This is a genomic window from Variovorax sp. dw_308 (assembly GCF_019207085.1).
Lineage (GTDB): Bacteria > Pseudomonadota > Gammaproteobacteria > Burkholderiales > Burkholderiaceae_C > Variovorax.
In genome coordinates, this window is the sequence record NZ_JAATOM010000023.1 from 74,314 (window position 1) to 101,064 (window position 26,751).

Consider the following 26,751-nt stretch of genomic DNA (forward strand, 5'->3'; position numbering starts at 1 on the left):
GGGTGGCGGTCCTGAGACCGCACTGCAGCGTTATGCACAGCGCCTAGTTATGAACAGTTCTCGGGCTTGATCCGGCCGCAGGCCTCGATCTCCGTGGGCGCACTGCCATGAGGGTGCCGTTGAACTGGACATAAGTTCGTGGCCGGTGCAGGAATGGCGATTTCACAACTGGAGATCGCCATGGACTTGATCCACTCAATGCACCCGTTGGCCAGGGCTTGGTTGCTCGACGGCCCGCTGTCTTCGTACGTCGAGGCATTCCAGGCATTGCTGGAGCGCGGTCGGTACGCCGAAGGCAGTTCGGAGAAGGCCTTGCGTGCCTGGTCGCACTTTTCCCACTGGATGACGAAGTGCCAACTGTCTGCCGAGCAAATCGACGAGGCCATCGTCGAGCAGTTCCTGGATTCCCATCTGCCGCGCTGCGACTGCCATCCCGCGGCTCTGCGCACACGCAATGACTTGTGCGCCAGTCTCGGGCATCTGCTGGCTTTACTGCGGGAGCAGCATGTCATTGTTGAACTGCCTCGGCCCAGCGGTCCCGTGGCCGAGGAACTGGCCCGCTACAACATCCACATGCGCGACGCCCGGGGCCTGGCAATTGGCACCCGAGAGGATCGGCTCGCGCGCGTCAGCCAGCTGCTGCAACGCAAAGTCGCGGGCAAGGCCATCGCCATCGGCGAGTTGCAGCCGGAAGACGTTCGCGGCTTCATCGCGACGGAGCTTACGCGGGTCAACAGCGCGTCGCACGCCAGCGCGGTCACGGCGGCGCTGCGCGCCTACTTCCGATACCGCGGGACCTGCGGTGACGCAGTCAATGCCCTGCTCGGCGCCATCTCGTCGCCGGTGCGATGGAGCCAGGCATCGTTGCCGCGCACTCTGACGACCGAGGAAGTCCAGCGGCTCGAAGTGCATTGTGCCCAGGTCAAGGGGGCGCTGCTGCGCTTGGTGGCCATGGTGCGCCTGGCTCTGGATCTCGGACTGCGAGTGGGGGAGATCGCTAAGCTGGAGATTGGCGACTTCGACTGGCGCGCCGGCACGGTGACCCTGAAGAGGACGAAGTCCCAGCGGCAGGACGTCCTGCCGCTGCCGGCGGTCACCGGACAAGCGCTGTCGGAGTACATGAGACACGAGCGACCTGCAACCACGCTGTCGTCCCTGTTCGTCCGTCGGTTGGCGCCACACGACAAGCCCATCGGCGTCGACGGGGTGAGCCGTGCAATCGGGCGTGCCTTGCGAAGTGCCGGCATCTCGCGCAGTTGCCACTCGTTGCGTCACACGCTGGCCTGTCGTCTGGTCAACAACGGCAGTTCGATCAAGGAGGTTGCCGATGTGCTTCGGCATCGATCGCTGGACACCTCGCTGATCTACGCCAAGCTCGACTTGCAACTGCTTGCCGAGGTCGCTCTGCCTTGGCCTGGGAGCGCATCATGAGCGCCCCGTCACCCGCGAGCATCGACCTCACCGCCAAGGTCGAGCAGTACCTGGCTGAACGCCGGCGTCTCGGCTTCAAGCCCTGTTCTTCTGATCTCGCCGTGCGCCACTTCACCCGGTTCATGGCCGGCGAGGGCCGGGACAGCGCGTTGACGGTGGACGTGATGGTCCAGTGGGCGCGCCAGGTCCAGCCCCGGTACCTCGTGGGCGGTCAGGTCAATGTCGACACCGCAGCGCGTCGACTGGCAACGCTGCGCCCCTTCATGCGCTGGCTGCAGCAGTTCGATCCGACCGTCGAAGTGCCTGACGATTCCAGCTTCGGTCCGATCCCGCGCCGCGTGGCGCCTCACATCTACAGCGAAGCCGAGATCGCGGCACTGATCGTCGCGGCCCGTCGACTCGGCCCCTCGGATGGCCTTCGTGCCGCCACCTATGCGACGCTGTTCGGCCTGATCGCATCGGCCGGACTTCGGGTCTCTGAGGCGATCAACCTGGCCGACTCGGATGCGGATCTGGAAGGCGGTGTCCTGACCATACAGCAGACCAAGTTCGGCAAGTCCCGCATGGTGCCGCTGCACCCCAGTGTGATCAGCCCGCTGGCGGCCTACCGAGCCCTGCGCCGCCAGCACGTGCATCCGAAGCCGCAGATGACCTTCTTCGTCAGCTCGCGCGGCGTGCGCCGCGGCGAGCCGTTGGGAGACCGGTAGGTGCATCGAATGTTCTGCCAGCTGCGCGAGCAGTTGGGCTGGATCGATCGCGGCGGCCATGGCCAACCCCGAGTGCATGACCTACGCCACAGCTTCGCCGTGAGGCGGATGATCCTATGGCATCAACAGGGAGCGAACCTCGACCAACGAATGCTGGCCCTGTCCACGTACATGGGCCACATCAACATCTCCAGCACCTACTGGTACCTGAGCGGCGTGCCAGAGTTGATGGCGCTGGCCGGCGCTAAATTCGAGAGCTTCGCCAACATCGCGGAGAGTGACAATGAGTAGCTCTGACTACCGCAAGCCGGCTCCGCCGAGCTTCGCGACGCTGGTCCAGTCCTTCTTCGCCGAGCACCTGACACAGCAGCGCGCGTTGAGCCCACAGACTGTTGCGGCCTACCGGGACGCGTTCGTGCTGTTCCTGGACTTCGCCCAGGCGCGCCTGCACAAGACACCAATAACGCTGTTGCTAGCCGACCTGACGCCCGCGCTGATCCTGGACTTCCTCGATCATCTGGAACGCGATCGACACAACACCGTCCGCAGCCGCAATGCGCGACTGGCCGCGCTGCGCTCGTTCCTGAAGTTCGCGGCTCGGCGAGACGTAACGGCGCTTCGGATCGTCGAGCATGCGCTGGGCGTGCCGATGAAGCGCTTCGAGCGGCCGATGTTCGAGTTCCTGAGACGCGAGGAGATGCTGGCCGTGATCGGCGCGCCGGGAGCGGATTGGGTGAGCCAGCGAGACAACCTGCTGCTGGCCCTGCTGTACAACACCGGCGCCCGCGTGTCGGAGGCGATCGGCGTGAAGGTGGGCGACGTCGTGCTGGCCCCTGCCGCCTGCGTGCATTTGCATGGCAAGGGACGCAAGCAGCGGTCTGTGCCGCTCTGGCGATCAACGGTCAAGATGATCCGCGCCTGGCTGAAGTTCAACCCGGACCTGACTCCCACGTCGGCGCTGCTGCCCAACCGTGGAGGACAGGCGATGACGCGATCCAACGTGACGCAGCGCCTGGCATTGGCCGTCAAGGCCGCCGCGCTCACGATGCCGAGCCTGGCCGGGAGAACTATCTCACCGCACTGCCTGAGGCACTCGACGGCCATGCACCTTCTGCAGTCGGGCGTGGACATCAGCGTGATCGCCCTGTGGCTCGGACACGAGAGTCCGGCGACAACGCATCAGTACGTAGAGGCCGATCTCGCCATGAAGGAGAAGGCGCTAGCCAGGCTTCAGGATCCCAACTTGGTCCCACGTCGGTTCCGGGCAGACGACGAGCTGTTGAAGTTCCTCAAGACGTTGTGATTTCGCTCAGTTCAGAGGCGCGACCGCCGTCTCCGTACGAGGCCGGCAACGTCGCGCTGCTGGACCAACTGTTCATAACTACGCGCTGTGCATAATGCAGAGAGTCTTTAGCCGAGCGGCTGCGGCGCGCAGTCGTTGTTTCGAGAAGACGCGCCTCGTCCGCGGGCGGTTGGCTAAAGATCCCGTTGAACTGAACCGCCTGCGCAGCGGTGGTGCTATGGGAATTGAATCAGCGCCGACCTGCTGAAGTCGCGGAGACCTGCGGCGTCAGGGCGGTCCGGTTGATCCCGACTTTGAGGGCCAGCGACAGTGACGTGTGCGATGGGAGTGCCATGTGCGCGTACCGACTGATACCTTCAGCGATCATTGGCGCGAACACGCAAAGGGAGACCTGTCGCTGGGCGCGACGTGGCGAGAAGTGCTGGCACTGACGGTTCGAGATCATGTTCATGCGGGCGTGCTCGGTGGACCCCGTGGCAAGGTGCCAGCCGAGAAGGATTCGATGCGCACCATCTGACCACGCCCGCAATGCGGGCAGTCGCGCAGCGACACGCCCGTGAGGCGCTGATAGTGGTCCCGATAGTCCATCGATGCAGCCGGCAACTCGACGACCGGTGCGGGCTCGGCCAGCAATTGGCGACACCGCTCGAGCTTGATCTCGCGGTAGCGGTTGGCCAGCAGACCATAGTGGCGAATGCGTTGGAAGCCCGTCGGCAGTACATGCAGTAGGAAGCGACGAACGAACTCTTGCGCGTCTAGGCACATGACCTTGCGACGCGACTCGTGACGGTAATCCTTCCATGCAAAGGCAACCCGGCCGTCGGCGAAGTCGATCAGGCGGTTGTTGGAGATCGCCACCCTATGGGTGTAGCGCCCGAGGTAGTCCAGCACCCGTTGAGGCCCACCGAACGGCGCCTTGGCGTAGACGATCCATTCGGCATTCGCGACCGGAGCGAGGTAGCGGGCAAAGGAATCCGGATCCTGTAGCGCCGCAAGACTGTTGAAGAAGCGCAGTTCTCCCTCGTCGAAGGCCTGCCGCAACTGCGTGAGGAACAGGCGCCGGAACAGCCGCGACAGCACGCGCACCGGCAGGAAGAAGCCCGGGCGGCAGGCGATCCAGCGCTGGCCATCCGGGGCCACCCCGCCGCCGGGCACGACGCAGTGCAGGTGCGGGTGGTGCAGCAGGTTCTGGCCCCAGGTGTGGAGGATCGCAATGAAGCCGATCTCGGCGCCCAGGTGCCGGCGATCAGCGGCGATGGTGCGCAAGGTTTCGGCGGTGGCGTGGAACAGGATGTCGTAGACCACGGCCTTGTTCTGGTACGCGATGGCGGCAATCTCCTGCGGCACGGTGAAGACGACGTGGAAGTACTCGACCGGCAGCAGTTCCGCCTGCCGGTCTTCGAGCCACCGTGCGCGAACCAGCGACTGGCACTTCGGACAGTGGCGGTCCCTGCAGCTGTTGAACGCGATGCGCTGGTGGCCGCAGGCATCGCACTGCTCGACGTGGCCGCCCAGCGCCGCCGTGCGGCAACGCTCGATGGCGCGCATGACGCGACGCTGCCCGCCGCTGATCGCCTCAGCGTGGTCCTGACGGTAGGCAGGCCCGACCTGGCGGAAGATGTCCGCCACTTCGAGCCCGGTGGCTCGCATCGCTGCCGGCTCAGAATACCGGGGGCAGCGTCGGCTCGGATGGCAGCAGCGGGACCTCAGGCAACAGATCCAGCGGGCTGGTTGTTGCGCACACCGTGCTGGTCGCGATCTTCAGGTAGCGTGAAGTGGTCGATAGGCTGCGATGCCCGAGTAGCAACTGGATGCGTCGAACATCGGTGCCCGACTCCAGCAGATGCGTAGCGAACGCGTGGCGTAGCGAATGCGGGGTGATCGGCTTGGCGATACAGGCCGCGCGGTGTGCTCTGCGGCACGCCAGTTCCACGGCATCCGTAGTGATCGGTCGGCCGGGGATGTCGCCTGGAAACAGCCAGGTCTTGGGTCGCACCACCTTCCAGTACGAGCGCAGCACCTCCAGCAATCGTGGCGAGAGCATCACGTAGCGGTCACGGCGGCCCTTGCCTTGATTGATCCGAAGCACCATGCGCTGGCTGTCGATGTCGGTCACCTTCAGATGCGTTACCTCAGAAACGCGCAGGCCGGCGGCATAGGCGGTGGTGAGAATCGTGCGCTGCTTGAGGTTGTTGACACACCCAAGGAAATGCATGACCTCCTCGGGGCTGAGCACGACCGGCAGCTTGAGCGGCTTCTTTGTAGGCGATCAATTAAGCGCGTCCTTACCGATCGTTCTCGATTTGGGTCATCAGCGTTCGTTCCAGCGCAGTCACAATGATGAAGATGGCCTCTACCCCAAGCCCTGAACACTCGCGGTCTGTCGGCGCGCAGCCGCGCGTTGCAGTTGATGCCTCCAGTTTGATCGAGTCGTTGGATGCAAGCGGGTATACGGACCTGCGCATGCTCAAAGGGAAGTTGTGTGCCGTAAAGCGATTCAACTTCACCACCGCGATCGTCGTTGGAATGGACGTTGTCGGATACGAGCGTCGATACTGCTATGAGCAGCGCGGCGATGCTCAGGCCGCTCTCTTGGCGTGGGATGGTGAAGACCATCCCTCGGGGCCATGGATCAAGTGCAAAGGCGCAGGGATTGACCTTTTGAACCCGGCGTTCTGCTGAGTGCTCAGCTGTCCAGGCCTGTCCTCTTCAGACTTACGATTCAACTACGAGGCGGTCAGCTCAATGTTCCAAGGCAACAGGGCTTCGTAGTCGTCGGCCGTTTGTGCCAGTGGCAGCTTCTTGAACAAGGCAACGAGGTAGTGATACGGCTCGACTTTGTTGGCCTTGGCCGTCTCGATGAGTGAATAAAGATTGGCGCTGGCGTTCGCACCGCCAACGGTGTCGGCGAACAACCACGACTTGCGACCAACAACAAATGGGCGAATTGCGTTTTCCACCGGGTTGGAGTCCAGCGGCCAGGTCCCGTTGTCCAGGAACCGGATGAGCTTGGGCCACTGCCCGTGCAGATAGTGCAGCGCCTCGCCCAGCAGGCTCGAGGGCGCGACGGCGTGCAGGTTCGCGAGCAGCAGCTGTTCGATCTGCTTGACCACTGCGGTGCTGTAGCGCTGGCGCAGCCGCTGACGGCGCTGCGGCGCCCACCCCTTGGCCAGCGCCTCCGCGCGATAAAGTTTGCCGATCAGTCTGATGATCCGTGTGGCCAGCTGGTCCGGCGACCGGGCGGCCTTCGGGATCGACTCCTCGGCCTTGATAAAAGGCCTGCGCGCATGCACCCAGCATCCAAGATGCGTCAGGCCATGGTCCGCGGCGATGCCGTCGTAGACCTGATACCCGTCGCTCACGAGCGTTGCGCCGCGCCGGATGCCGGCATACAGCTTCTCGGCATGCACAGCACCGCGACCCGGCGCATAGGCGAACAGTCGCACCGGCGGCCCGCTGCCGTTCATCTGAGCCCACATGAAGCTCTTGGTCTGTGCCTTGCGCCCAGGTTCCTTGAGCACCTGCACGGTCGTCTCGTCCCCGTAGATCAGGTCCGAGTCCAGCAGGTGGTCACGCAGCAGGTTGATGATGGGCTGCACGGCTTGGCCGATGCGCACGACGCCAGCGGCCAAGGTGTTGCTGACGATGTCGCCGCCGAAGCGACGCAACAGCACGGCCGTGCGGTACAGGGGCATGCCAAACTGGTACTTGCCCGTGATGACCCAGGCCTGCGCCTCCTCGGTGAGCAGACCTCGCGGGATGATGCGAGCTGGTGTCGGCGCGACCTTCAGGCTCAGGTCGCAGCAGGGGCACGCGTACTTGATGCGATGGTGCTGGAGCACGCGCACCTGCTCGGGGATGACATGCATCTGCTCGGTGACCTCGGCGCCGATCTCCACCAACGCGTGGCCGTCGTGAGCACAGACACGCTCGGACTCAGGCAGCTCGTGGCGAACGATGTCGCGCGGCAGTGCGGGGTCCAGCGGCTTGCGTCCGCGCTTCTTGCGCTGGTGGCCCGCGACTGGCGTTGAGTCCTCATCATCGATTTCGGCCGGCAGTGTTTGCGCGGTTGGCGCGAGTGCCTCGGCCTCGTTGAGGAACAGGTCCTTCTGCTCAGTGCCGCGAGCCTCGCTCTTGGCGGCGAACAACTGGCGTTGCAATGCGCGCAGCCGCTCCAGTGCCAGGTCCCGCTCGGTGGTCACGACGCGCAGTTCGCCGACGAGAGATTCGCTGCGCCGAGTGGCCTCGGCCAAGGCTTGCTGCAGGGCTGCGAATTCTTCGGCGGTGGGCATTTGAACCATCGCCTGCTTCGATCAACATGACCTGCAGGCGTTCCTCGAACATCGCATTGTCGAGGAAGAATTCGACAACTTTTTTGCAAGCTGCCGTTGAGCGTTCAGGCCACTCGCTCGTAGAAGCGACGAGGGTGCTTCTGCACCACCGCGAGGTCAATGCCATCGAGCAACCAGTGCAGTTGCTCCACCGTCAACGTCGGCACGGTGAGGACGTCGGGCCAGATAAAACGATCTTCCTCAAGACGTTTCATCAACAGCCAAAATCCGTTGCGCTGCCAACCCAAAATCTTCACGCGATCACGTCGCCGATTCCTGAAGACGTACACCGCCGCGGCGAACGGATCCAGCCCGAGGGACTGCTCGACGAGGATTGCCAGACCATTGAGGCCGACCCGGAAGTCGATGGCCTCGCGATGCAGGTAGACCTTCAGCCCTTCTTCGAAGCGGAACACCGCATTCTCCCGAGCGCCTCGATCATCGCCAATGCCTGCTGCATGTCGCAGCCACGCAAGTCGACCACAACTCCGTTGGGAAGGCGTGCCTGCATGTCCATGGACAACGTCTCTTCCTGGCGCGTCGCTGCGACTTCGAGTGCCACGAATGCCGGCGTCTTCGCATCGACAACGTCCACGCTCGGCGCCGTGCTCTTGGCCAACTGTCGCTCATACAGGCGAACCCAACTGTTCACCTGGTTCGCGTTGACGCCGCAATCGCGAGCAAGCTTCGCGATCGATGCCCCGGGCTCGCGACACGCGAGGACCAGCTCGCGCTTGGCCTGCTCGTCATAGATGCTGCGACCATCGCGCTTGTGCCCGACTACCAGGCGCCTGGCCAAATCCAAAATCAACTCTGACATTACGTGCCCACGTTCTTGTACATGGGTACGTAGCCTCACACCTCATCGCGCTTGAGGGAAGAACGTGGTTTATTGCGCGCTTACGCTTCTTTGGCATCGGGATGGCGTCGGGCGCCCACTCGCGCTTGAGCGTGACCTTGTAGAGGAAACGCAGCGCCGCCGTCGCGATGCTGACTGAGCCCGGAGCGAGCTTGCGGGTCTTCGTCAGATGCACCTGATAGGTCCGAATCTGCTCTGGTCCAAGCTCCTCAGGGGAGCGTTCAAAGTGTCGGGCGTAGCGCGAGACCTGTTGCAGGTACGACACCTGTGTGTTCTCGGCGAGATTGCGAATGCCCATGTCCTCGAGCATTCGCTGGCGTAGCGGTGTCATGGTGAAGCTCCTTTGCAAGTGAACGGATGAAGCGCTGCGAACAGCAACTACATCGTTCCCCATCGGAGACTTCGCGGGAAATGCACAGCGTTGGATTGGCGCTCGCCTGTGATCAGGCACTACCGCGAGCCAGCGGTTTAGTTCAACGCTGCTTATGGAAAGCTCTCCATAAGCAGCGAGAGCCGTCCTTCCCGTCCGCCCGGCGAACTCACGCTGTGATGCCGGTTGCGGTCGTCTGGAGGTGCGTCGGCCTCTGAATCGACGGCCGCTTCCAGAGTGATGCAGACGTTGCCCGTCTCGTTGGCCTGAGCGACCGCGTCAAGAAGTTGAGGAAATCCGTTCTGGCCCAACGGGGCGTGGAGTGGGCAGCCTATCAGCCTCTTGTGGCCTGCAGGCCCTGAGCGACACTGCGCCCAATCGGCTGTCCGCAGTGGCTCGCTGAGCACCGTGTATCTCAGCCTTCTCCGGGCTGTGGAGCTACCAAGGAATGGGAGTGACCCTGGTTTCAGCGGCGCCGGAGGCCGCAGGGCAAAGACATCGTCCATCCTTGCTCCTTGCGAATTGGTACACATTTTCGGGGCTCGCTGAGAGTGACAAGGGTTTTCCCTTATATGATCGACGGTCCCGCGCGACCACCGGCTCGCCTGCACGCGAGCATTTTGCAGCTTCGGAAAACAGTTTTTCCGATTCAATAGCGCCGTCGATCAATTCCAGCAATTCTTTGGGGCTCATCGCTGTTTCATGCCGTTGTCGACGCCTTTCTAAAAAGTAAAATTTAAGAATGAGAATGAGTCATAGTCAAAAAAGAAGGCTGATTAAGTCGATTTTCGAGAATGTTCAGAATTTGATTTTGTGCGCATTGTTGATTGCCGCAGGACTTTTCGAAAATGCCAATTCAACGGGTTTGATGGGCTGGATTGCCGTGGATCGGACGCTTGGTATTGGCTTGATACTGGCCGGGTTTGCCCTCGCCGTCCTGAATCTCAGAGTCGGCCTGTTACAACTCGCGAAGCTGCCGTTTCGGAGAATTTCCATGACGCTTCTGTCCTGTGTCTACGTGCTGGGGTCTGCGCGGCTCATCACGGTAATGACCGCTTTTCGATCTGTTAACTCGTAAGAGGGCTTACGGGCTACCGGGTGGGCACCAGGACCTCAGCCTCAGATTGCATTCCGCAATCCCGATGTCGCCAGAATTTGCGGATGTCGCTATAGAGCAGCTCGTAGCTCTGCGGCTCGCGATTGGCTTGGAGTACCTGTTGCCGGGTTGCGCTGAAAACTGTTATGGGACACCCTGCCCAACACTCCGAAGGAGCGCTGGCCGGGTTCGACGGTGAACTCACAGCCGCGCATGACCGGATATTCGGCCGGCGGCCGCGAACTGGGGCTCGCGATTGCTTGCTGCCAATGGCAGCGCAAGGTGCTATGAAAAAGTCGGGCCCTGAACGCCATTTCGCGAAATCGGGAAGCAGTCGTTCGCGCGTGACGGCGTCCTGTCGTGCGTCGCCGCCGCCGTCAGCGACGATCGCTGTTGTCCCCGACTCAGATTTCTTCAATGACGGCGAAGGCCAAGTTCCGAGTGCACACCGGAAATTCGCGAGAAACAAGCGTCGAAGTAAGCTTTCGATGGTTGCCATCGTTCGGCGGACAAATTCGAGGGACAGCAGACAGTCTTGGAGCGCCCTCGCTTCCTGGAAAGGCGACTCAAGGTGTTGTGCACAGCGGGCGTTGTCTGCGTGCTCGTCATGGCTATGAGGCAATGCGAAAACAGGGCAGCATTCGCATTCGACTTCCCCCATGAGCGCGGCACCATGGAACAAGCTGAACTGACCGTTGCAGGTATCCGGTCACCGATCATGCGAGGAGGTGAGGCGCCATCGAGGCAGGCCATCGTCTTCGTGCATGGAAACCCGGGGTCGTCTAAGGACTGGATTTCGTTGTTGCGGGAGGTCCAGACCTTAAGCCGTGCCATTGCACCCGACATGCCAGGCTTTGGACAAGCCGACAAGCCAGGCGACTTCGACTACTCGGTTGCTGGCTATGCGAGGCATCTGGACATGTTGCTGGTTGCAGAAGGCATCGAGCGCGTGCACTTGGTACTGACGATTTTGGTGGTCTTTGGGGCCTCGAATGGGCGGCGCAACACGTTGGAAGGGTCGCCAGCGTGACGCTCATCAATATCGGAATCATGCCTGGATACCGCTGGCACTACATGGCGAAGATCTGGCGTACGCCGTTGCTTGGTGCATTGTTCATTGCCACGACCCGGCCCGCGTTGAGGCTCGCGCTGCGCCATGGCAATCCGCGTGGGCTGCCCGATGCGTACTTTGATGAGATGTATAGAAATTTCGATTCAGGAACGCGACGGGCCGTTCTCAAGCTCTATCGCAACACCGGAGATATTGGGGCACTGTCCAAAAGGTGGATTAGCCAGATTTCCGTCGCAAAGCTGCCTGCGCTCGTGGTTTGGGGCGCGCGCGACCCGTATGTGCCGATCAGATTTGCCGAGATGCAACGCGCATGGTTTGCGGTCCAGCGCGTCGTGCGGCTCCAGGACAGCGGGCACTGGCCGATGATTGACAACCCGACCGCGGTCTTGGAAGCAGTCGTCCCATTCCTGCGCAGCCAGACACACTTGCAATGACCCTCAGTCCCGACCGACCGCCCATTGAATTTCCATCGGCCGGTATTGGACCTTCTCGACTCTCGCAGTCCGCCGCATCGCGCGATGATTCTTATCTCGCACTCGGTGACCTCGCAGAAGGGAGCGCGAGGCGCCCGTGCCGCGTTCAGAAATGCGACATCGCCGGTCCCCCGAGCACGCGCGTGGGCCGCATCCACATGAGCTTGCGCTGGGCGCGCTGGGGGCCGTGTGCCTGGTGGCGCCAGTGCCCACGACGCCAATGCGGCCGCCGGCTCGGATGTTCGCCGTCGCCTGCCGCATGCGCATGCTCAGCTTCGACGGCCTCCACCGATTGCTGGAAGTCCAGTCCGACGCGGTGAACCTGCAGGTATCCCAGTGACTTCATCTTGGAAGCGGTCCGCCTGGCTTCCTTCTCGCCTTGGCCAAGCTTTGCAACCATCTTCGCGGGCGCATCGACTTCCCATCCGAACCGCGCATCGCCGGGATAGGTGGTCAGGTATGCCATGCAATTGCCTGCGAGCGACAGCGCCTGCTTCAGCACGGGCGTGTTGACCCGCAGATCGTTCTCCATCTGGTCACGAATTTCCAGCGACATGTTCCAGTCGTTGCGGCCCGCCTGCGAGGCTGCAAAGACCTCGCGCAACTCGTCGCTCGCCGCCCCGATGGCGAGGTCGACCGCCCGATCGAAGGGCAGTGCGCGCGATGCTTCCGGGAACTTGAGCAGGAAGTTATCCCGCTCCCTCATCGACAGCCAGGATTCCGACGTGCGCGCGATCAGCGCAACATGCCACTGCGTTTCGACGGTTGCCACGATAGCGCCTTCGACGGGGTTCTTGCCGTAAAGCAACAGATCGGGCTGCGGCCCCCAGTGCAGGTAGTAGATGTGGTTCGGCAAACGCAGGTCAGCGATGCGCGTGTCGCCGGTGTCGGAGTGCGTCAGGGCCTCGAGCAGGGCGGGACTGATGTCGTACAACGGGGTGTCGTTCCACTCGAGCGTCACGAGGGTCTGCGCGATTGGGGACTCGCGGTGCAGGAAGTGTTGCCGGTTCACGCTGGCGGCGATGCCATTCGCCTCGGCCGAGGCCATGATCGTGTCCCGCACCAGCTGCACGACAGGTACCGAGGGATCGTGCGCAGCCCTGTAGACCGCGGCGACGAATGCGTTGTTGTAGTACGGCCTTGCTGCGCGGAAGTATTGCGGGAAGTAGCGGTTTCTCATGTGGGGATGGTGTCGACGCGGACTGTACGAAGTAGGGGATCAGTGAGCGCAGCATGGGGCCCCGGGGTGCCGCGCCTGTCCTCAAGGTTTGCTGCGGCGGCCGTGCGGCACGTCGCGGATGGTTGGGGAGTCGCGCTCGAGGTCCACCAGCAGGCCAGGAACGGTCGGCAGCCTCAGGGCCTCCACTTTTGTGAATTCCTGGGTGTTGTCAGTCACAAACGCATCTCGAAAGTACCGATGCGCACTGCATCGCCATCCGCGAGGACCTGATTCTGGACACGCTCGCCGTTGACGTACGTGCCGTTGCTGCTGCCGAGGTCTTCGATCGTGACGAAGGCAGGCGCCACGATGATGCGGGCGTGCCTGCGGCTTGCGCTGACCGAGTCCACCACGATGTCGTTCTGCGCGGCCCGGGCCAGGGAGTTGGCATTTGCCCGGAGCGGGATCTCGGTCCGACTTCCATGCGCGGCCGGAATGAACAACTTGGGCATCAAGATTCCTTTTGCTAAAGACGGGCAAGCACGCCGACGGTTCTCCGAAGGCAACGCATCGCGCAGGCAATGGGCGCCTGACGTCACGCCTCGCGCTCTTCGAGCCAGTGTGTACCTTCGCCGTAAACCTCGTCGCCGGCGCGCACCATGCGCTCGGCCAGCTCGCGATTGATCGGGTTGTCCGGAATCCACAACCCGCTGGTGACCGGCTGGCCATCCTCGTCGAACTGCGCTCGTGACCAGCGCACGCGAATTTCCATCATGGTGCTTGCGCGCCATATTGGCATAGCAGCAGTGGCCGCGCAACCGCCTGCCGGGCTTGAGGCCACATGCGCACTGGGTGCGCTCGCGTGCCGTCCAATGCGACGAGGCCGTATTGCCGATCGACGATAGCGCGGGATGCCCACCACGCGATGCGCGCTTCGCGATCCTGGTTGGCCATGTTGTCCGGCAGTCGCTGGTTCATTGGGAAACGGAGCACGCCATGGAGAGTCGTTGGTGCACGGCCTGTGGAAACCTGTTCGTGCCGAGAGCCCAGGCACCGCGCCAGTCGTACTGCGCGCAACCCGATTGCCAGCGCGAACGACGCCGTCTGTGGCAGCAGGCCAAGCGTCGCAGCGACCCGGATTATCTCGACAACCAGTCGCAGGCGCAACGGGCGTGGGCGGGGCGCAATCCCGGCTACTGGCGAGAGTACCGCGCGAGTCATCCGGCCTACGCGGCGCAGAACCGAAGGCAGCAGAAGGTCCGCAACGTCCAGCGCCAGCCACGCAGGATTGCAAGGATGGACGCTTCGGCTTGCGATACGCATACCCTGCCCGATGGGCTGTATGAATTGCGTAGCACGGATGCCGCCGCCGTTGCAAAGATGGGTGTCTGGATGGTGCGGCTCACGGTGGTGGCCCGGCAGTCCGGCGAGTTCGAACGTGCGCCCGAAGATTGCAAAGAGAGGACCTGATCGATGCTGCGCCCCGGAACTGCTACCTTGCCAGCAGATCGCGCACGCCGCGCGCGATTCACCTTCCACTCTCTGAAGGGGCTTGGCGATGGAACACGATCCCGCTGACACGGCCCGGCCCGACGGTTGCGCGCGCCGTTGCGCGGCCGAGTACGTTCGCATGTCGACGGAGCACCAGCAATACTCCACACGCAACCAGTCCGACACCATCAGAGAGTACGCGATGCAGCGCGGCATCGAGATCGTCAGGACCTACGCTGACGAAGGCAAGAGTGGACTCCATATCGACGGCCGGCATGCCTTGCAGCAATTGATCGACGATGTCCAGGCGGGCCCAGTCGCGTTCTCGGTCATTCTGGTCTACGACGTCAGTCGATGGGGGCGTTTTCAGGACGCGGACGAAAGCGCCTACTACGAATATCTGTGCCGGCGGGCGGGCATACAGGTGGCCTATTGCGCCGAGCAATTCGAGAACGACGGGTCTCCTGTCTCCACCATCGTGAAGGGTGTCAAGCGAGCGATGGCCGGCGAGTACAGCCGCGAACTCTCCGCCAAGGTGTTCGCAGGCCAATGCAGGCTGGTCGAACTGGGGTTCCGTCAGGGGGGCCCGGCAGGATATGGCTTGCGCCGCGTGCTGGTGGACCAGGTTGGCGAGGTCAAGGGACTGCTCGAACGCGGCGAGCAGAAAAGCCTGCAGACAGACCGTGTGATCCTTCAGCCAGGTCCCGAGGGTGAAGTCGGCGTCGTGTGCCGGATTTTCGATTGGTTTGTCGACGGCGGGCTGCCCGAGACCGAAATTGCGAGGCGACTCAACCAGCTGTCCATCGCCACGGACCGGGGCCATGCGTGGTCACGCGCGACGGTGCACCAACTGTTGACCAACGAGAAATACATCGGCAACAACGTCTACAACCGCCGGTCCTTCAAGCTCAAGAAGCGCCGTGTAGAGAACAGCCCCGAGCACTGGATCCGCAAGGACAGCGCCTTTGAAGCGATTGTCGATGCCGATGTCTTCTACACCGCACAAGGCATCATTCGTGCACGGGCACTGCGTTTCACGGACGATGAATTGCTCGCTCGGCTTAAGGGGCTCTACGAGCACCGGGGCTTTCTCTCCGGCATCGTGATCGACGAAGCTGAGGACATGCCACCCTCGTCGGCATACGCCCATCGGTTCGGCAGCCTGTTGCGCGCGTACCGATTGATCGGCTATGCGCCCGGCCGGGACTATCGCTACTTGGAGATCAACCGCTTTCTGCGCAAGTTTCATCCCACCATCGTGGCCGACGTCGAGAGCCGCATCATTGCGATGAGCGGGCGGACGTTTCGGGACCCCGCCACCGATTTGCTGGACGTGAACCACGAGTTCAGCGTTTCCGTGGTGCTGGCGCGTTGTTGCGACGCGGGCGGCGCTCGCCGGCGCTGGAAGGTGCGCTTCGACACAAGCCTCCTGCCGGACGTTACCGTGGCAGTCCGCTTGACCCCTGCCAACGACGCCGCCCTTGACTACTACTTGCTGCCTCGGCTTGACTTCGGGCAAGTGCCCATCAGCCTGACCGAACGCAACGCGGTGGAGTTGGAGAGCTACCGCTTTGCAACGCTGGACTATCTGTACGGGATGGCGTCGCAGACCCCGCTTCGGAGATGCGCATGAACGCGGGTGTGCCAGCGCGGGACTTGCGAATGATCCCGCTCGACCGAATCAAAGTCCTGAATGCGCGCGACAGGAACGGACTGGTGTTCGGTGGAATCGTTGACAACATCCAGGCGATTGGCCTGAAGAAGCCCATCACGGTGACACCCCGCGCCGGCGCGGATGGCGCCGAGACCTACCTGCTGGTGTGCGGTGAAGGACGTTTCAAGGCGTTCTGCCAATTGGGTGAGGCTCGCATTCCCGCGCTGGTCGTCACGGTCAGCGACGAGGATGCCTTCATCATGAGCCTGGCCGAGAATATCGCGCGGCGCAAGTACAACCCGCTGGAACTGCTGGCCGGCATCACGGAACTTGACGGCCGCGGGCACAGCGCCAAGGAAATTTCGGCGAAGACCGGTCTTTCGACCCAATACGTCTACGACATTCTCCTGCTGGTCGCGCGCGGCGAGGAGCGCCTTCTGGCAGGAGTCGGACGCGGCCAGATCCCGCTCTCGGCAGCCCTCAAGATCGTCAGCGCGGGCAACGACGACAAGGCCGTGCAGGCGGCGCTTCATGAGGCGTACGAGACGGGTCAATTGCGAGGCCGGCAACTGCTGGACGCGCGCCGCCTGATTCAGCAGCGCCAGCTATTCGGCCCCTCCGTGGTGCGAAGCATGCCGGAGAAGCCCGATGGCGTCACCGCGACCAGCTTGGTGCGGGCCTATCGCAAGGAAGCGCAACGCCAACAGTTGCTGGTCCGCAAGTCCGCGCTGGCGCAGCAGCGGTTGCTGTTCGTGGTCGGCGCCCTGCGCGAGTTGTTCGCGCAAGAACATTTCCGTACCCTGCTTCGCGCAGAAGGGCTTGACTCGCTGCCGCGCTACCTGGACGGACGCGTGTTCGAGCGCGCGGTCGATGATGGGAGCGCCACGTGACAGACGTCGCGCTAGCGTTCCTGCCCAAGCCGATGAGCATCGCCTTGGCGCGCATTCTTCCCTCGCACAAGTTGCCCAGCGGGCTCCTGCAGACCCAGAAATTCAAGCAGATCTGCGCATCGATCCAGGCGATCGGCATGATCGAGCCGCTATCGATCGCGCCTGTCGACCGCAAGACCGGGCAGCACTGTCTGCTGGACGGGCATTTGCGTCTCGAGGCGCTGAGGAGCCTGGGTCACCAGGAGGCTCCCTGTCTAGTCGCCACGAATGACGAAAGCTACACCTACAACAACCGCGTCAATCGGCTCTCGACGGTTCAGGAGCATCTGATGATACGACGTGCAGTCGAGCGGGGTGTTTCGCCTGAACGCCTCGCCCGGTCCCTTTGCGTCGATGTTCGGCAGATCACAAAAAAGATGTCGATGCTCGACGGGATTTGCGAGGAAGCGATCGCGATGATGAAGGACCGCCAGTTCTCGACCGAGGTCTCCAGCGCGCTCCGGAAGATGAAACCAGCGCGGCAGGTCGAATGCATGCAGTTGATGGTGTCAGCCAACAACACGACAATTTCGTATGCGCAAGCGATGCTGGCCGCCACCGCGGCGGACATGCTCGTGCAAGGCAGGCGGCCCGCAAAACGTCGCGGTGCAAGCCAGGAACAGATGGCGTGCATGGAGCGCGAGATGAGCAACTTGCAGGATCAGTACCGCATGGCCGAGAACACCTATGGCGAGGACATCCTGAATCTCGTGGTGGTCAGGGGTTACATCGTCAAGTTGCTGGACAATGCTGCGGTCCGTCGATACCTTGAGAAGCGCGAAGCGCAGGTGCTGGAACAGTTGGCACAGATCGTGCGCATGACATCCATGGAGTTGTAGTGCGGCTTCCCCCGTTGGGCTTTGCGAGTCTGGGGCATCGAGCTGCGTTCGAAATCTCCGATGGCGCTGCTGCACCAGGGGAGCAGCTTCAGCAGGCTGTTGAAACTCGGCGCACTTGGATCGCGCGAGGTGATCGGAGCGAGGTTCTCAGCTTCGCTTCGCGGCTTGTTGATTTTGTCTACTGCTGCTTTGCGCGGTTGCTGCCCCCGCTTCGGGCTTTGTTGGCGCTTCATTGCGCCGCTCCAGACGGCAGTTGAACGGCGGCGATTCAAGGGCAGGTCTTCGACGGGGCTTTTCTTGCCGCGGCACGAAATGTGAGTGTGAATGCTCTGTGACAACTGTGTCGATCGCACGCACCTTGAGCGATCCCCTGGTCGCGCAAGCGCTCGAACCTGGCCGTTCATGAGGACTTGACCGAGGGGTCGCCGGTGAACGGCAAAGCCAAATCGAGCATCAGGCGGAGAAGCGTCCGTGGTGAAGGCAAATGATCGCGTCGGGTACCAGTTTGCCGAGTGCCAGGCAGCCGGCGCGGAAAGCGTCTATCCAACTGGCTTCCGAAACCTGGGATGAGGCCAGCTCGCTCCAAATGTCGTCTCCTGACGATTCCATGAGCACCCACCAGAAACGGCCGAGCTCCTGTTCCTCGACAGACAGCGCAATGTCGCGTAGCCGGTTCAACGTTGGCCTCCACGGTCGGAAATAGCACCATGCATCTTGTTGCAATCTGTCATCGCATCCAACATCGCGCCGGTCGGGAAGTCGGGCGCCGGCCATGAGGAACCGATACCTTACCCAGTACTTTCGAGCGAAACGAGCGTACTACAACAACACGACAATGCCCTCGTCGCCGACGTGTTCGATGTGGCCAGCGATCCTCCCATGGCCGTGGCGGCATTTGCGCGAGACATCATGCTGGCTTCGGCGCGCGATGCAGGTTTGGCCGAAGACTTGAACTACCAGCATTTCCTGTACGGGAGCCGCTCATCGCGCAGACGCTCGTGACGTGCTCGAAATGGAACGACACGCCCTGCCGCGACCTCGACTGCGAGAAGGGCAGCCTGGATTTGCGCAGTGCTTTCAAGCACGATGCCGAGCTGCCGGTCGCAAGCACCGACCCCCTGAGGCCGGGCCACTGGCGCAGCTTTCTAATGACCGTCGACGTAGCGGCGTCCTTGGGTAAGGGTCTTTAGCAGGGCTTGTTCCACACCGTCGAACGATTGAATTTTGTATTGCTGGAATCGCGCGCATCCGTCCGATCCCGAGCGCACAGGTAGCCACTGACACTCCTCTCGCGGTATCAGGTAGTAGTCAAGCGGGTCGGTGTTGCCCACTGCCATTCTCACCACTGCGAGCAAGTCCGGCGCTTCACGCGGGGCCTTCGGTATTCGCCACTGTGGCCTTCCATCGGGCGCCTTGCCGCAACGAACAACCGTCAAGGCCACTGCCAAGCCGTTGCACCTGAAGTTTCCAAGGCTCCGAAGGACTTCGCAACCCGCCGATTCGAGGCTCCTCAGTATCCGATCAGTCACCTTCGCGCCGTACGCACGGAGCCTTCGCTTCAAGTCAATGTAGGCGTAGTCTCGATCCGCCTCCAATCCGGCGAGAGCGTAGGCCTTCGGCAGGCTACCAAATCGCATGCGGTATGTCGCAGCGCACGGCATATCGTCTTGTTCGTCGATGATTGCCACAGAGATGCTCCCGATACGCGCGAACAACTCTCGCAACAAGCGAAGCATGGTCGCGTCATCGCAATGGGAGCGAAACGCCAGCAGCGCCTGGGCGCGCTCAAAGAGGCTTTCCTCTACGATGGGCTTGAACATTCCTTCTCGCCGAATCCATAGAACAGGGGCGTTGCGAGTACTTTTCTGTTTGAGTTTTGCGGTACGTCGGTTGTACAGCGAGCATCCCAAGTACCGTTCGTTGGTCAACACGTTGTGCACGGTTTGTCTTGTCCACTGACGATTGAGATCCGTAGGAACACCCAGTCGGTTCAGCCATTGCGCGATTGCCTCTTCCGAGAGGGTTCGCTCGACATAGGCGGAGAAAATCTGCCGCACGCGGCGCGTTTCTGCAGGCGGCCCGGGAATCAGCACAACGCGATCCCCACGAAGATTCTTCTGCTCTCCAGCCTCCAAGATGCCTTTGGCTTCGCCGTTGGCGCCGACCAAGCGACGGCGCAGTCCATATCCGGGCGGGCCGCCCTGGAAGTACCCCATTTCGGCCAAACGGCATTGCCCCGCATACACCTTGGCAGACAGCACCCGGCTGTACTCTCCATCCATGGACCGCTTGATGTTCTTGATCAGCGTGGCCAAGGGGCTACCATCGTTGTCGAAAGACTCATAGCAGTAGACGACTGGTATTCTGGCCCGTGTACAACGGTACTCGTAGAAGGCGCTCTCGTCGGTGTTCTGAAACCGGCCCCAGCGGCTCACGTCAAAGACAAGAATCACGCGAAAGTTAGCCTGACCGCTCTCGACATCTGCAATCAACTGCAAGAACGCGTCTCGTCCGACGGCATCCAAGCCACTCTTGCCCTCATCAGCGTAGGTCCGGACAACCACCATGCCTCGTTGGTCTGCATAGTTGCGAATTGCAAGGCACTGGTTCGCAATCGAGTACCGTTGGTGATCCGTAGACATTCGCAAATATTGCGCTGCAGGGACCTGCATGAGAGCGTTTGTCAATTGCGTAGGGTGGTGCATGTCGGCCTCCAGCCTGAACCTCGGGAGATTCGCCTCCGACGAGGGCAACATTTGCGCACGGAACCACGATCAGACAGATTCAAGAAGTTGCAACATCATCAACGCCCGGTCGAAGGCATTGCAGTCGCAGTCGGTGGGCGTCCTGGCGGCGAGAGGAACTCGCTCGATAGATGAACGATCAGTTGGGCCTGTAAGGGTACGTGGGCTGTCTATGCAAAATCACCCGGCCCCGCAACCTTCATCGGATCATCCTGGGCGCCGACGATGCAACCCGCAAAATGGCGGATGTCGTTGCGAGCGCAGGCTCGTGGGCGGTCTGGTTGGTGGGCTTGGGCGCACGATCGGCAGGGAAGGCTCTTGGGTGTGTCGTTTCCGGCGAGCGTCCAGTCGACAATTGAGTGCGCCAACTGCCGCGCTCGATCCGCGAAGCGCGGCGAATCAGAAGGAAACGCGCATACCCAGGTCGTAGCCGTACGATTTGTCCGGCACCGGCGCAACGCCTGCGACTGGCTGCGTGTAGTAGCTCGGGCCCCCGACAGTCAGACCGGCGCCGTCCTTGTTGCTCAGGTAGGCGACGGTTGCGTACACGGCCGTGCGCTTGGAAAAGTTGTAGACGTACCCGATCGCGAACTTGTCCGCTTTCGGGTCCGGGTTGAACCCGAATGTGTTCAAGTTGATGTTCTTGTACCGGACCGCGGAATACGAGGCGCGCAGGTCGCCCGTTCCGATAGGTGCTGTCACCCCGATCAGGAAGCCGTCGAATTCCGGCTTGGTGACGCCTAAAGGATTGAAGGTGTTGGTCGCGAGGCTCGTTTCCATCTTGTTGTTCGAGTACTCGCCGAAGAGCTTGACCACGCCGAAGTTGTACGAAGCAGCGACGTTCCATGTCTTGATGGTGGCGGTCGAGCCGACGTAGTAGTTGGATCCGACGGTGCTTTCGCCGTATGACAGCGCCACGTCCACCGGTCCGTTCTTGTAGCCACCGCGGGCCCCGACGTACTTGCCGGCGCGCGCGTTGTCGGGGGTGGCTGCCAGCGCCGGATTGGCGGCGATCGCGGCCACGCCCGGAGGCGTCGTGCCGCCCGGGTCGTACGTGACCTTCTCGTTGAAGGCATACATGGCCTGGCCGTAGAAGCCACCCAGCGCCGGCAAGTGATAGCCGATCGAGTTGTTGGCGCGGGAGTATTGCCCATTCGTCCAGCCACTTCTGACGCTGCCTGGCGAAGTCTGTCCGCTGGCGGTGCTGATCAGGCTTGTCCCGACACCGTTCACGCCGAACGGGTCAAAGAGATTGTCGTTCCAGTACGTCGGCGTGTAGTCGCGGCCCAGGCGCAACTCACCCCAGTCGCCATCGTCGATGCTGACCGTCGAGCGGCGGTTGAACGCGATGAGTCCATTCGACCCAACGCCCGAACCGTCGTCGGAATTGAAACCCGCTTCCAGCCATAAGCTGGCTCCCAGCCCGCCGCCCAGGTCTTCCCTGCCGCGAAAGCCGAACCGGCTGGAGCTGAGGGCGGAGTTGGTCAAAACGGTCTGGCTTGTCGTCACGGAGGTACCGAACGGGCCGTTGGCCTGGTTCCGGTAGCTGCTGATGGAGTTGTCCACCACAGCGAACATGACGATGGAGGACTGAGCCGAGGCTGTGCCGATGCCAGCCAAAGCGGCCACCGGCATCATGAGCACCATGCACATTTTCATCGCGAACTCTCCGACAAACTTGTCAATATGCAAGGCACGGTAGATTTCCGCAATGTCGGCGATGTGACGGTGTTGCGAGGATGCTTCAGAGCGCGAGCCAGGCTGACGGACGGTTGGTGCGCAATTAAGCCGTTCTGATCAAGCGGGTTCCGCGACCCGAGGTCACCAACAGAAATGCGCCCCAGCGTGGGCCAGCGCAAGATGCATCGTCTCGTCGCCTCCAGACTTCACACTCACGTCAGATTGGCAAGCAAGAATGACGACGGACAGCTTGCAGGCGCTGATAGAGGATGCGCAAGTGCCGATATGATTTGCATCCTCGATGCCGCAGGCTGTCGCTTTTCCGCTCCTGCCAGAGCATCCGAACAACGGCTCTTGCCAGGCGATGGCCTGGCGCCGCTTTGTTCGATCTTGATGGCAATACGAGTTGTTTTGTATCGCGGCGCAATTCACCGCGCAGCAAATTGGCCGAGGGCTGTCTTACGCACCTCAATGCGAAACGCTTCTGGAGTCTCCTGCGGGTCACATGCGACGCTGCTGGAGGACATCGCGGCCGGCCACTATCCAGGCAACTAAAGAGTTCACTGAGGAGGTACTTCCCAAGCTCGGCACAGCAAGATGACAGGGAGGGGCCAAGCTCTGGTGCTGCTGCGTTGTCATCGGGAACTGCTCATGTCCGGACGGACGCCGTGATCAGCAGTGTCGTGCACGAATCGGGGGCAATAAATGGCGCGACACTGTTACCGCCACGGCGTCGCGATACGTCTTCGCATCCGATAACCGCCACGGCGCGTTTTTCGCACGCAAGCCCGTCGAACGCCGATTGGTGCTGTGACCCTTTTGCCCTTGCGATCGGCTCATGATCCTGAGCTGGCGTAGTCATCGCCAACAGTCCCTAACCGGCTCGGCCGTCGCCGACTCGATACATAGGCGCTTCGCTTGCAACTGCTACACCTGCACGATCGTCCGGCGTTGGCGTCGATGACGACATGCTCTGGTACGCGCGTCCGCGTTGCATAGCTTCGATGCGCACCGCGTCGTTGCGCACAAGTTAGCCTAAAAACGGCAGTTACCGTCATCCAAAGCTGCGGGAATCCAGCACTGGCGCGGAGCGCGGCTGATTTGGCAGACTCACCCGATGGGTGAAGCCAGACGCAAACGACAAGGGGCCCTCGCGCGGGGCGATGAGCACGTCAACCCGGCGCAGGTGGTTGACACGCTGGGCGGGCGCATGCACGTGCACTGGGACGAAGGTGCGGCGGTCACGCCGCACGGCCAGTTGGTCTTCTTCGCGGAGTTCCTGGCGGCCACGGGCGTGTTCGATCGCTGGGTGTCGGCCTGCCCTCTGGAATACCGTAGTGGCAACGCGCCGGACAAGCGCGACGTCCTGGGCACCCTGATGTTGGGCTTGCTGGCGGGCCATCGCCGGTATGCCCACATCACCGCCTTGCGCGGGGACACCGTTGCCGCGCAGGCCTTGGGCATGAACAAAGTCGTCAGCGAAGACGCGCTGCGCCGGGCGCTGGAGCGCATGGACGAAGCGGCCAGTGCCGCATGGATGCGCCCCGCCTTGATGCACTCCGTGCGCGAGGCACTGGACAAGCCTGGACATCGACGCCAGCATCAAGCCGCTGTATGGCCGCCAGGAGGGCGCCGAGTTGGGCTACAACCCGAGCAAGCCCGCGCGGCCCAGCCACGTGCTGCACACCTTCTGGGTGGGCAACCTGCGTCTGGTGCTGGACGTTCAGGTCAGCTCGGGCAAGCAGCACACCAGCGCCCACGCCAAAGCTGCGTTGGGACGGTTGCTGGATGAGTTGGGCGACAAGCACCCGGCCTTGGTGCGAGGCGATTCGGGCTACGGCAATGAAGCCATCCTGCTGGAGTTGGAGAGCCGCTCGCAGCCCTACCTGCTGCGCCTGAGGCAGACCAAGAACGTGCAGCGCCTGGTGGCGCGCCTGTTCGCCCGCCAGGACTGGAGCCGGCCGGACAACCATGGCTGCCAGATGATCGAAGACCAACTGCAATTGCACGGCTGGAGCAGGAAGCGCCGCGTGGTCATCGTGCGCCAGCGCATCCGCGGCGGTCTCGCGCGCGAGCGGCGCGCGGACGATGGCAGGGGTGGTCAGCAACTGCGCCTGGACCTGGCCAGCCCCAGCGTGCATGAGGGTGGGCGGCTATGGGAGTACGCGGTGATGGTGACCGATGTGGCCTACCCGCTGGAAGCCATCGGGCAACTCTACCGGGACCGTGCCGACTGCGAGAACGGCTTCGACGAGTTGAAGAACCTGTGGGGCATGGGCGGCTTCACCACGCAGGACCTCGGGCGCTGCCAGACCGCGGCACGGGCCTGTGCGCTGGTCTACAACTGGTGGACTGGTACTGCCGGGCGGCCAAACCCAGCGCGCGCATGGAGGCGATCACGAGTCGCCCGCTGATGCTGGCGGCGGTGGGCAAGGCGGCCAGCCATGCGGGGCGAACGACGCTGTATCTGACGCTGCTGCACGGCAAGGCGCACATCCTCAAACCGCTGATCGCCAATATCCGTGCGGCCTTGGCGCATGTCAGGGCAACTGCGGAGCAGTTCAAACGCAGGACCCGTGGGCGGCGATGCTGCGCTACATCAGCCAGCGCATTGCGCCTGCCATCGGCCCCTTCAGACCCCCGAACGGGCTCATAGGGATGGGCACCTGCCGGATTTTGGGTTAGTCGGCCTCGGCCTGCGCCACTGGCGGCGAGGTGACAGGTTGCAGTCGTCGCGCTTGGCGCGCTTGCGGGTTGCACCCTGGGAAGTTGTACTCGCATTCCGCGTCGGACTGGGCCGGCTCCCATTGCGCGAGCAGGCGTCGGCCGAGTTGCGCCATGCACGAAAATCCATCCATGTCAGAAATCAGCGAACTTCCTGACGAGACGCTCTTGGCTCAAGCCCAAGAATGGCGCCGGCGCGCGCTGCACGGCGACAAGCGCGCTCGCGGCTTCGCGCACGCACTTGAGGCCGAAATCCGCCGCCGCTTCGGTACCCCGACATCTTCGATGATGGCGCTCGACACCAGGCCGTTGGACGCCCGCTCCCGCCCCTGGTGGCGGCTCTGGTGACGATCTTGCCGGAAGGTCCGCCATCATCGACCACTGCTCGGCGGCTCCGCAGCGATTGCGGGTGTTCACGGGCCGGCCCCCGGAACTTGACGGCGATGCTCGGGGTGCGGCACCGGCGGACACGCCGCTGTTTGCCGTCTATGGCGCCTTCTGCCTTAGATCGCTTTCTCTGCCGTAAGTGATGGGTGGGCGGGAGCGTCTCTCCAGGAGTTCTGCGACGCTCTGGCTCCTGTAGGCCACGGCAAGACCGAATTGGTGCAGAAGGCGTTCTTCGGTCACCGTCCTGCTCGTTCCGACGTAGAAGCGTCTTGAGCCGGCACCGCGTTCCAACGCATCAACTTCCACGTAGGTCACGAGGCAGGTACCGCTCTTCTCCATTCTGTGGCGGATGCGAACGCCAGGAGTCCCCGTTGGGAACAGCTTGTTTCGTGACTCGATATTCCTCAATGGTGGGTTTGGGCCGTCGTAGATGTCTGCGAGAAAGTCTATGGCGCGCGCGAGTGAAGTCTGCGGCGTGCCGAACGGGAATTCCCGATTCCGGTCGGAGAAGAATCTGGTGCGGCCGCGGTATCGCACTTGCCATCCGCGTGTTCCATCCTTGATTTCGATTCGCACGACATGACGAGGGACCCGCATCGTCGCGCCAGAGCGGGTGACAAAGTCGCGATGGGGAAAGTCTGGAGGCAGTAGCGCTTTCGCTCCCGGTTCGTTCGCCGTCATTGCGAGGCATTGTCGTTGTGCCGCGGATTTTCGCCAAGCGTTCCGGACTGCTTGGAGCGCGGGGCTTTTCATCAGACTCAGAGCTTCTCCGCAATGGAAAGGCTTCGATGATTTGCATCTTGTTACGTGCGCTGGTCCTTGGGTTCAGTCCATAGCCACACTGGACGGCCATTGATCGATCCCGAATTGATGATGCGCATGCTGATCTTGGGCTATTGGAGATAAGCATCAGCGCGAGGCCGACCGGCAGCGCCGCGTGACGCACCGCGTTCGGAATGCCGAGCGCGGGTGACGACTGGCCCCATTCAGCGAAGCAGTTATTCGATTGCCACTGGCAACAGCGTCCCCAGCGTCACCAGTGTCGCCACGCTGTCGAACTTGTCGCGATGCCGTGGCAGTGCGGAGACCAAGGCGCTGATGCGAATGTGTGCCTTCCATGACCTGCGATCGTTGCGCCAAGCACGCCGACCCAATCAGTGCCACTGTTGTGACCTCGTCCGACCAGAAACCGGACGCCAGCAACAGCACAATCTCGCTGGCGGTCAATGACGCGGCGATCGCTGCGATGCCGGCGCACAGGCAATTCAGCAGGCGTGCCGCGCGGCCCGGGACGGGATCGCGCCGCAGCCAGTCGGCGGCTTGCACCGCGTGTTGAATGGGAACCTGGCACGTTGTCTCCGGGCGTTGTCGTTGCAGCGACTGTGCGGGAGGCTCATTGACTTGGGAAGTGCGTTTAATGGTTCGAGGCCATGCGCGTTTTCGCAGGCGCGACTTTTGGTCGTCCCCGCCGCGAAGCGCAACGGCTGGGGCGCCGATCCCGT

The 26,751-nt window shown here is 62.4% G+C and carries 28 protein-coding genes and 1 pseudogene; 14 read left to right on the top strand and 15 right to left on the bottom strand.

The features are described from left to right. The first annotated feature begins 180 nt into the window (after positions 1–180). The 4 genes from HCU76_RS29845 to HCU76_RS29855 are packed head-to-tail and all read left to right on the top strand — an operon-like array spanning position 181 to position 3,441. Positions 181–1,431: a tyrosine-type recombinase/integrase gene (locus HCU76_RS29845; protein ID WP_256354564.1), complete on the top strand. Its 1,251-nt coding sequence runs from the start codon at positions 181–183 to the stop codon at positions 1,429–1,431. Continuing rightward, positions 1,428–2,138, top strand: a complete 711-nt coding sequence (locus tag HCU76_RS29850; RefSeq protein ID WP_256354565.1) for a tyrosine-type recombinase/integrase — start codon at positions 1,428–1,430, stop codon at positions 2,136–2,138. Before HCU76_RS29845 ends, HCU76_RS29850 begins: the two co-directional genes overlap by 4 nt. A 9-nt stretch (positions 2,139–2,147) precedes the next feature. Continuing rightward, positions 2,148–2,429 (top strand): hypothetical protein, encoded by a 282-nt coding sequence (locus tag HCU76_RS36900; protein WP_256354566.1) that lies wholly within the window; start codon positions 2,148–2,150, stop codon positions 2,427–2,429. Next, on the top strand, positions 2,422–3,441 hold the full coding sequence (locus HCU76_RS29855; protein WP_213957949.1) for a tyrosine-type recombinase/integrase: 1,020 nt from the start codon (positions 2,422–2,424) through the stop codon (positions 3,439–3,441). Before HCU76_RS36900 ends, HCU76_RS29855 begins: the two co-directional genes overlap by 8 nt. Before the next feature lie 229 nt (positions 3,442–3,670). On the opposite strand, the gene HCU76_RS29860 is transcribed toward HCU76_RS29855, so the two are convergent. The 3 genes from HCU76_RS29860 to HCU76_RS29870 are packed head-to-tail and all read right to left on the bottom strand — an operon-like array spanning position 3,671 to position 5,677. Further along, the gene (locus HCU76_RS29860; RefSeq protein WP_218511281.1) at positions 3,671–3,892 is read right to left on the bottom strand and encodes a hypothetical protein; all 222 of its coding nucleotides are present in this window, start codon (positions 3,890–3,892) and stop codon (positions 3,671–3,673) included. Beyond that, positions 3,889–5,091 (bottom strand): IS91 family transposase, encoded by a 1,203-nt coding sequence (locus HCU76_RS29865; RefSeq protein WP_213957950.1) that lies wholly within the window; start codon positions 5,089–5,091, stop codon positions 3,889–3,891. Before HCU76_RS29865 ends, HCU76_RS29860 begins: the two co-directional genes overlap by 4 nt. Positions 5,092–5,101: 10 nt before the next feature. Then, positions 5,102–5,677 (bottom strand): tyrosine-type recombinase/integrase, encoded by a 576-nt coding sequence (locus HCU76_RS29870; RefSeq protein WP_345944755.1) that lies wholly within the window; start codon positions 5,675–5,677, stop codon positions 5,102–5,104. A gap of 101 nt (positions 5,678–5,778) precedes the next feature. Here HCU76_RS29870 and HCU76_RS29875 point away from each other — a divergent pair, with 101 nt between their 5' ends. Beyond that, on the top strand, positions 5,779–6,123 hold the full coding sequence (locus HCU76_RS29875) for a hypothetical protein (protein WP_213957951.1): 345 nt from the start codon (positions 5,779–5,781) through the stop codon (positions 6,121–6,123). 44 nt (positions 6,124–6,167) lie between these two features. Here HCU76_RS29875 and HCU76_RS29880 read toward each other — a convergent pair whose 3' ends face one another. From HCU76_RS29880 to HCU76_RS29895, 4 genes are all read right to left on the bottom strand, one after another. Continuing rightward, on the bottom strand, positions 6,168–7,742 hold the full coding sequence (locus tag HCU76_RS29880) for an IS66 family transposase (protein WP_371319926.1): 1,575 nt from the start codon (positions 7,740–7,742) through the stop codon (positions 6,168–6,170). 95 nt (positions 7,743–7,837) lie between these two features. After that, positions 7,838–8,188, bottom strand: a complete 351-nt coding sequence (tnpB, locus tag HCU76_RS29885; RefSeq protein WP_213957953.1) for an IS66 family insertion sequence element accessory protein TnpB — start codon at positions 8,186–8,188, stop codon at positions 7,838–7,840. After that, positions 8,164–8,592, bottom strand: a complete 429-nt coding sequence (locus HCU76_RS29890) for a transposase (protein WP_213957954.1) — start codon at positions 8,590–8,592, stop codon at positions 8,164–8,166. Before HCU76_RS29890 ends, tnpB begins: the two co-directional genes overlap by 25 nt. After that, entirely contained in the window at positions 8,519–8,962 is a 444-nt protein-coding gene (locus tag HCU76_RS29895; RefSeq protein WP_213957955.1) for a site-specific integrase, read from the bottom strand. The genes HCU76_RS29890 and HCU76_RS29895 overlap by 74 nt, the downstream gene beginning before the upstream one ends. Positions 8,963–9,749: 787 nt before the next feature. Between HCU76_RS29895 and HCU76_RS29900 the strand changes: the two genes are divergently transcribed. Beyond that, positions 9,750–10,079, top strand: a complete 330-nt coding sequence (locus HCU76_RS29900; RefSeq protein ID WP_213957956.1) for a hypothetical protein — start codon at positions 9,750–9,752, stop codon at positions 10,077–10,079. 736 nt (positions 10,080–10,815) lie between these two features. Continuing rightward, positions 10,816–11,603: pseudogene (locus HCU76_RS37335) on the top strand (alpha/beta fold hydrolase). A 145-nt stretch (positions 11,604–11,748) separates the two neighbouring features. On the opposite strand, the gene HCU76_RS29915 reads toward HCU76_RS37335, so the two are convergent. The 4 genes from HCU76_RS29915 to HCU76_RS29925 form a co-directional block, all read right to left on the bottom strand. Then, positions 11,749–12,822, bottom strand: a complete 1,074-nt coding sequence (locus HCU76_RS29915; protein WP_213957958.1) for a hypothetical protein — start codon at positions 12,820–12,822, stop codon at positions 11,749–11,751. A gap of 81 nt (positions 12,823–12,903) precedes the next feature. Next, the gene (locus tag HCU76_RS36905) at positions 12,904–13,038 is read right to left on the bottom strand and encodes a hypothetical protein (RefSeq protein WP_256354567.1); all 135 of its coding nucleotides are present in this window, start codon (positions 13,036–13,038) and stop codon (positions 12,904–12,906) included. Further along, complete coding sequence (locus HCU76_RS29920) at positions 13,035–13,313, bottom strand: FHA domain-containing protein (protein ID WP_218511282.1); 279 nt, start codon at positions 13,311–13,313, stop codon at positions 13,035–13,037. The genes HCU76_RS36905 and HCU76_RS29920 overlap by 4 nt, the downstream gene beginning before the upstream one ends. An 83-nt stretch (positions 13,314–13,396) precedes the next feature. After that, a complete protein-coding gene (locus HCU76_RS29925; protein ID WP_213957960.1) occupies positions 13,397–13,576 on the bottom strand; it encodes a hypothetical protein in 180 nt (59 codons plus the stop codon). 113 nt (positions 13,577–13,689) lie between these two features. Between HCU76_RS29925 and HCU76_RS29930 the strand changes: the two genes are divergently transcribed. The 4 genes from HCU76_RS29930 (at position 13,690) to HCU76_RS29945 (ending at position 17,714) form a co-directional block, all read left to right on the top strand. Continuing rightward, positions 13,690–14,271: a hypothetical protein gene (locus HCU76_RS29930; RefSeq protein WP_256354568.1), complete on the top strand. Its 582-nt coding sequence runs from the start codon at positions 13,690–13,692 to the stop codon at positions 14,269–14,271. A gap of 88 nt (positions 14,272–14,359) precedes the next feature. Continuing rightward, the gene (locus HCU76_RS29935) at positions 14,360–15,925 is read left to right on the top strand and encodes a recombinase family protein (protein ID WP_256354569.1); all 1,566 of its coding nucleotides are present in this window, start codon (positions 14,360–14,362) and stop codon (positions 15,923–15,925) included. After that, positions 15,922–16,836 carry a plasmid partitioning protein RepB C-terminal domain-containing protein gene (locus HCU76_RS29940; RefSeq protein WP_213957961.1) on the top strand — a complete coding sequence of 305 codons (915 nt, stop codon included), beginning with the start codon at positions 15,922–15,924 and terminating at the stop codon, positions 16,834–16,836. The genes HCU76_RS29935 and HCU76_RS29940 overlap by 4 nt, the downstream gene beginning before the upstream one ends. After that, entirely contained in the window at positions 16,833–17,714 is an 882-nt protein-coding gene (locus HCU76_RS29945) for a plasmid partitioning protein RepB C-terminal domain-containing protein (protein ID WP_213957962.1), read from the top strand. Before HCU76_RS29940 ends, HCU76_RS29945 begins: the two co-directional genes overlap by 4 nt. 453 nt (positions 17,715–18,167) lie before the next feature. Here HCU76_RS29945 and HCU76_RS29950 read toward each other — a convergent pair whose 3' ends face one another. Further along, positions 18,168–18,392 (bottom strand): hypothetical protein, encoded by a 225-nt coding sequence (locus HCU76_RS29950; protein ID WP_213957963.1) that lies wholly within the window; start codon positions 18,390–18,392, stop codon positions 18,168–18,170. A gap of 36 nt (positions 18,393–18,428) precedes the next feature. Between HCU76_RS29950 and HCU76_RS29955 the strand changes: the two genes are divergently transcribed. Next, positions 18,429–18,716: a hypothetical protein gene (locus HCU76_RS29955; RefSeq protein ID WP_213957964.1), complete on the top strand. Its 288-nt coding sequence runs from the start codon at positions 18,429–18,431 to the stop codon at positions 18,714–18,716. A gap of 143 nt (positions 18,717–18,859) precedes the next feature. Here the strand turns inward: HCU76_RS29955 and HCU76_RS29960 are convergent, their stop codons facing one another. Next, positions 18,860–20,470, bottom strand: coding sequence for a recombinase family protein (locus HCU76_RS29960; protein ID WP_371319927.1), 1,611 nt, complete (start codon positions 20,468–20,470; stop codon positions 18,860–18,862). Between the two features lie 387 nt (positions 20,471–20,857). Continuing rightward, positions 20,858–22,105 carry a porin gene (locus HCU76_RS29965; protein ID WP_256354571.1) on the bottom strand — a complete coding sequence of 416 codons (1,248 nt, stop codon included), beginning with the start codon at positions 22,103–22,105 and terminating at the stop codon, positions 20,858–20,860. Positions 22,106–23,775: 1,670 nt separating this feature from the next. On the opposite strand from HCU76_RS29965, the gene HCU76_RS29970 reads away from it, so the two are divergent. Then, complete coding sequence (locus HCU76_RS29970; protein WP_256354572.1) at positions 23,776–24,552, top strand: transposase; 777 nt, start codon at positions 23,776–23,778, stop codon at positions 24,550–24,552. A 267-nt stretch (positions 24,553–24,819) separates the two neighbouring features. On the opposite strand, the gene HCU76_RS29975 is transcribed toward HCU76_RS29970, so the two are convergent. Further along, the gene (locus HCU76_RS29975) at positions 24,820–24,978 is read right to left on the bottom strand and encodes a hypothetical protein (RefSeq protein WP_218511283.1); all 159 of its coding nucleotides are present in this window, start codon (positions 24,976–24,978) and stop codon (positions 24,820–24,822) included. A 16-nt stretch (positions 24,979–24,994) separates the two neighbouring features. Between HCU76_RS29975 and HCU76_RS29980 the strand changes: the two genes are divergently transcribed. Continuing rightward, on the top strand, positions 24,995–25,210 hold the full coding sequence (locus HCU76_RS29980; RefSeq protein WP_213957968.1) for a hypothetical protein: 216 nt from the start codon (positions 24,995–24,997) through the stop codon (positions 25,208–25,210). Positions 25,211–26,751: the final 1,541 nt, after the last annotated feature.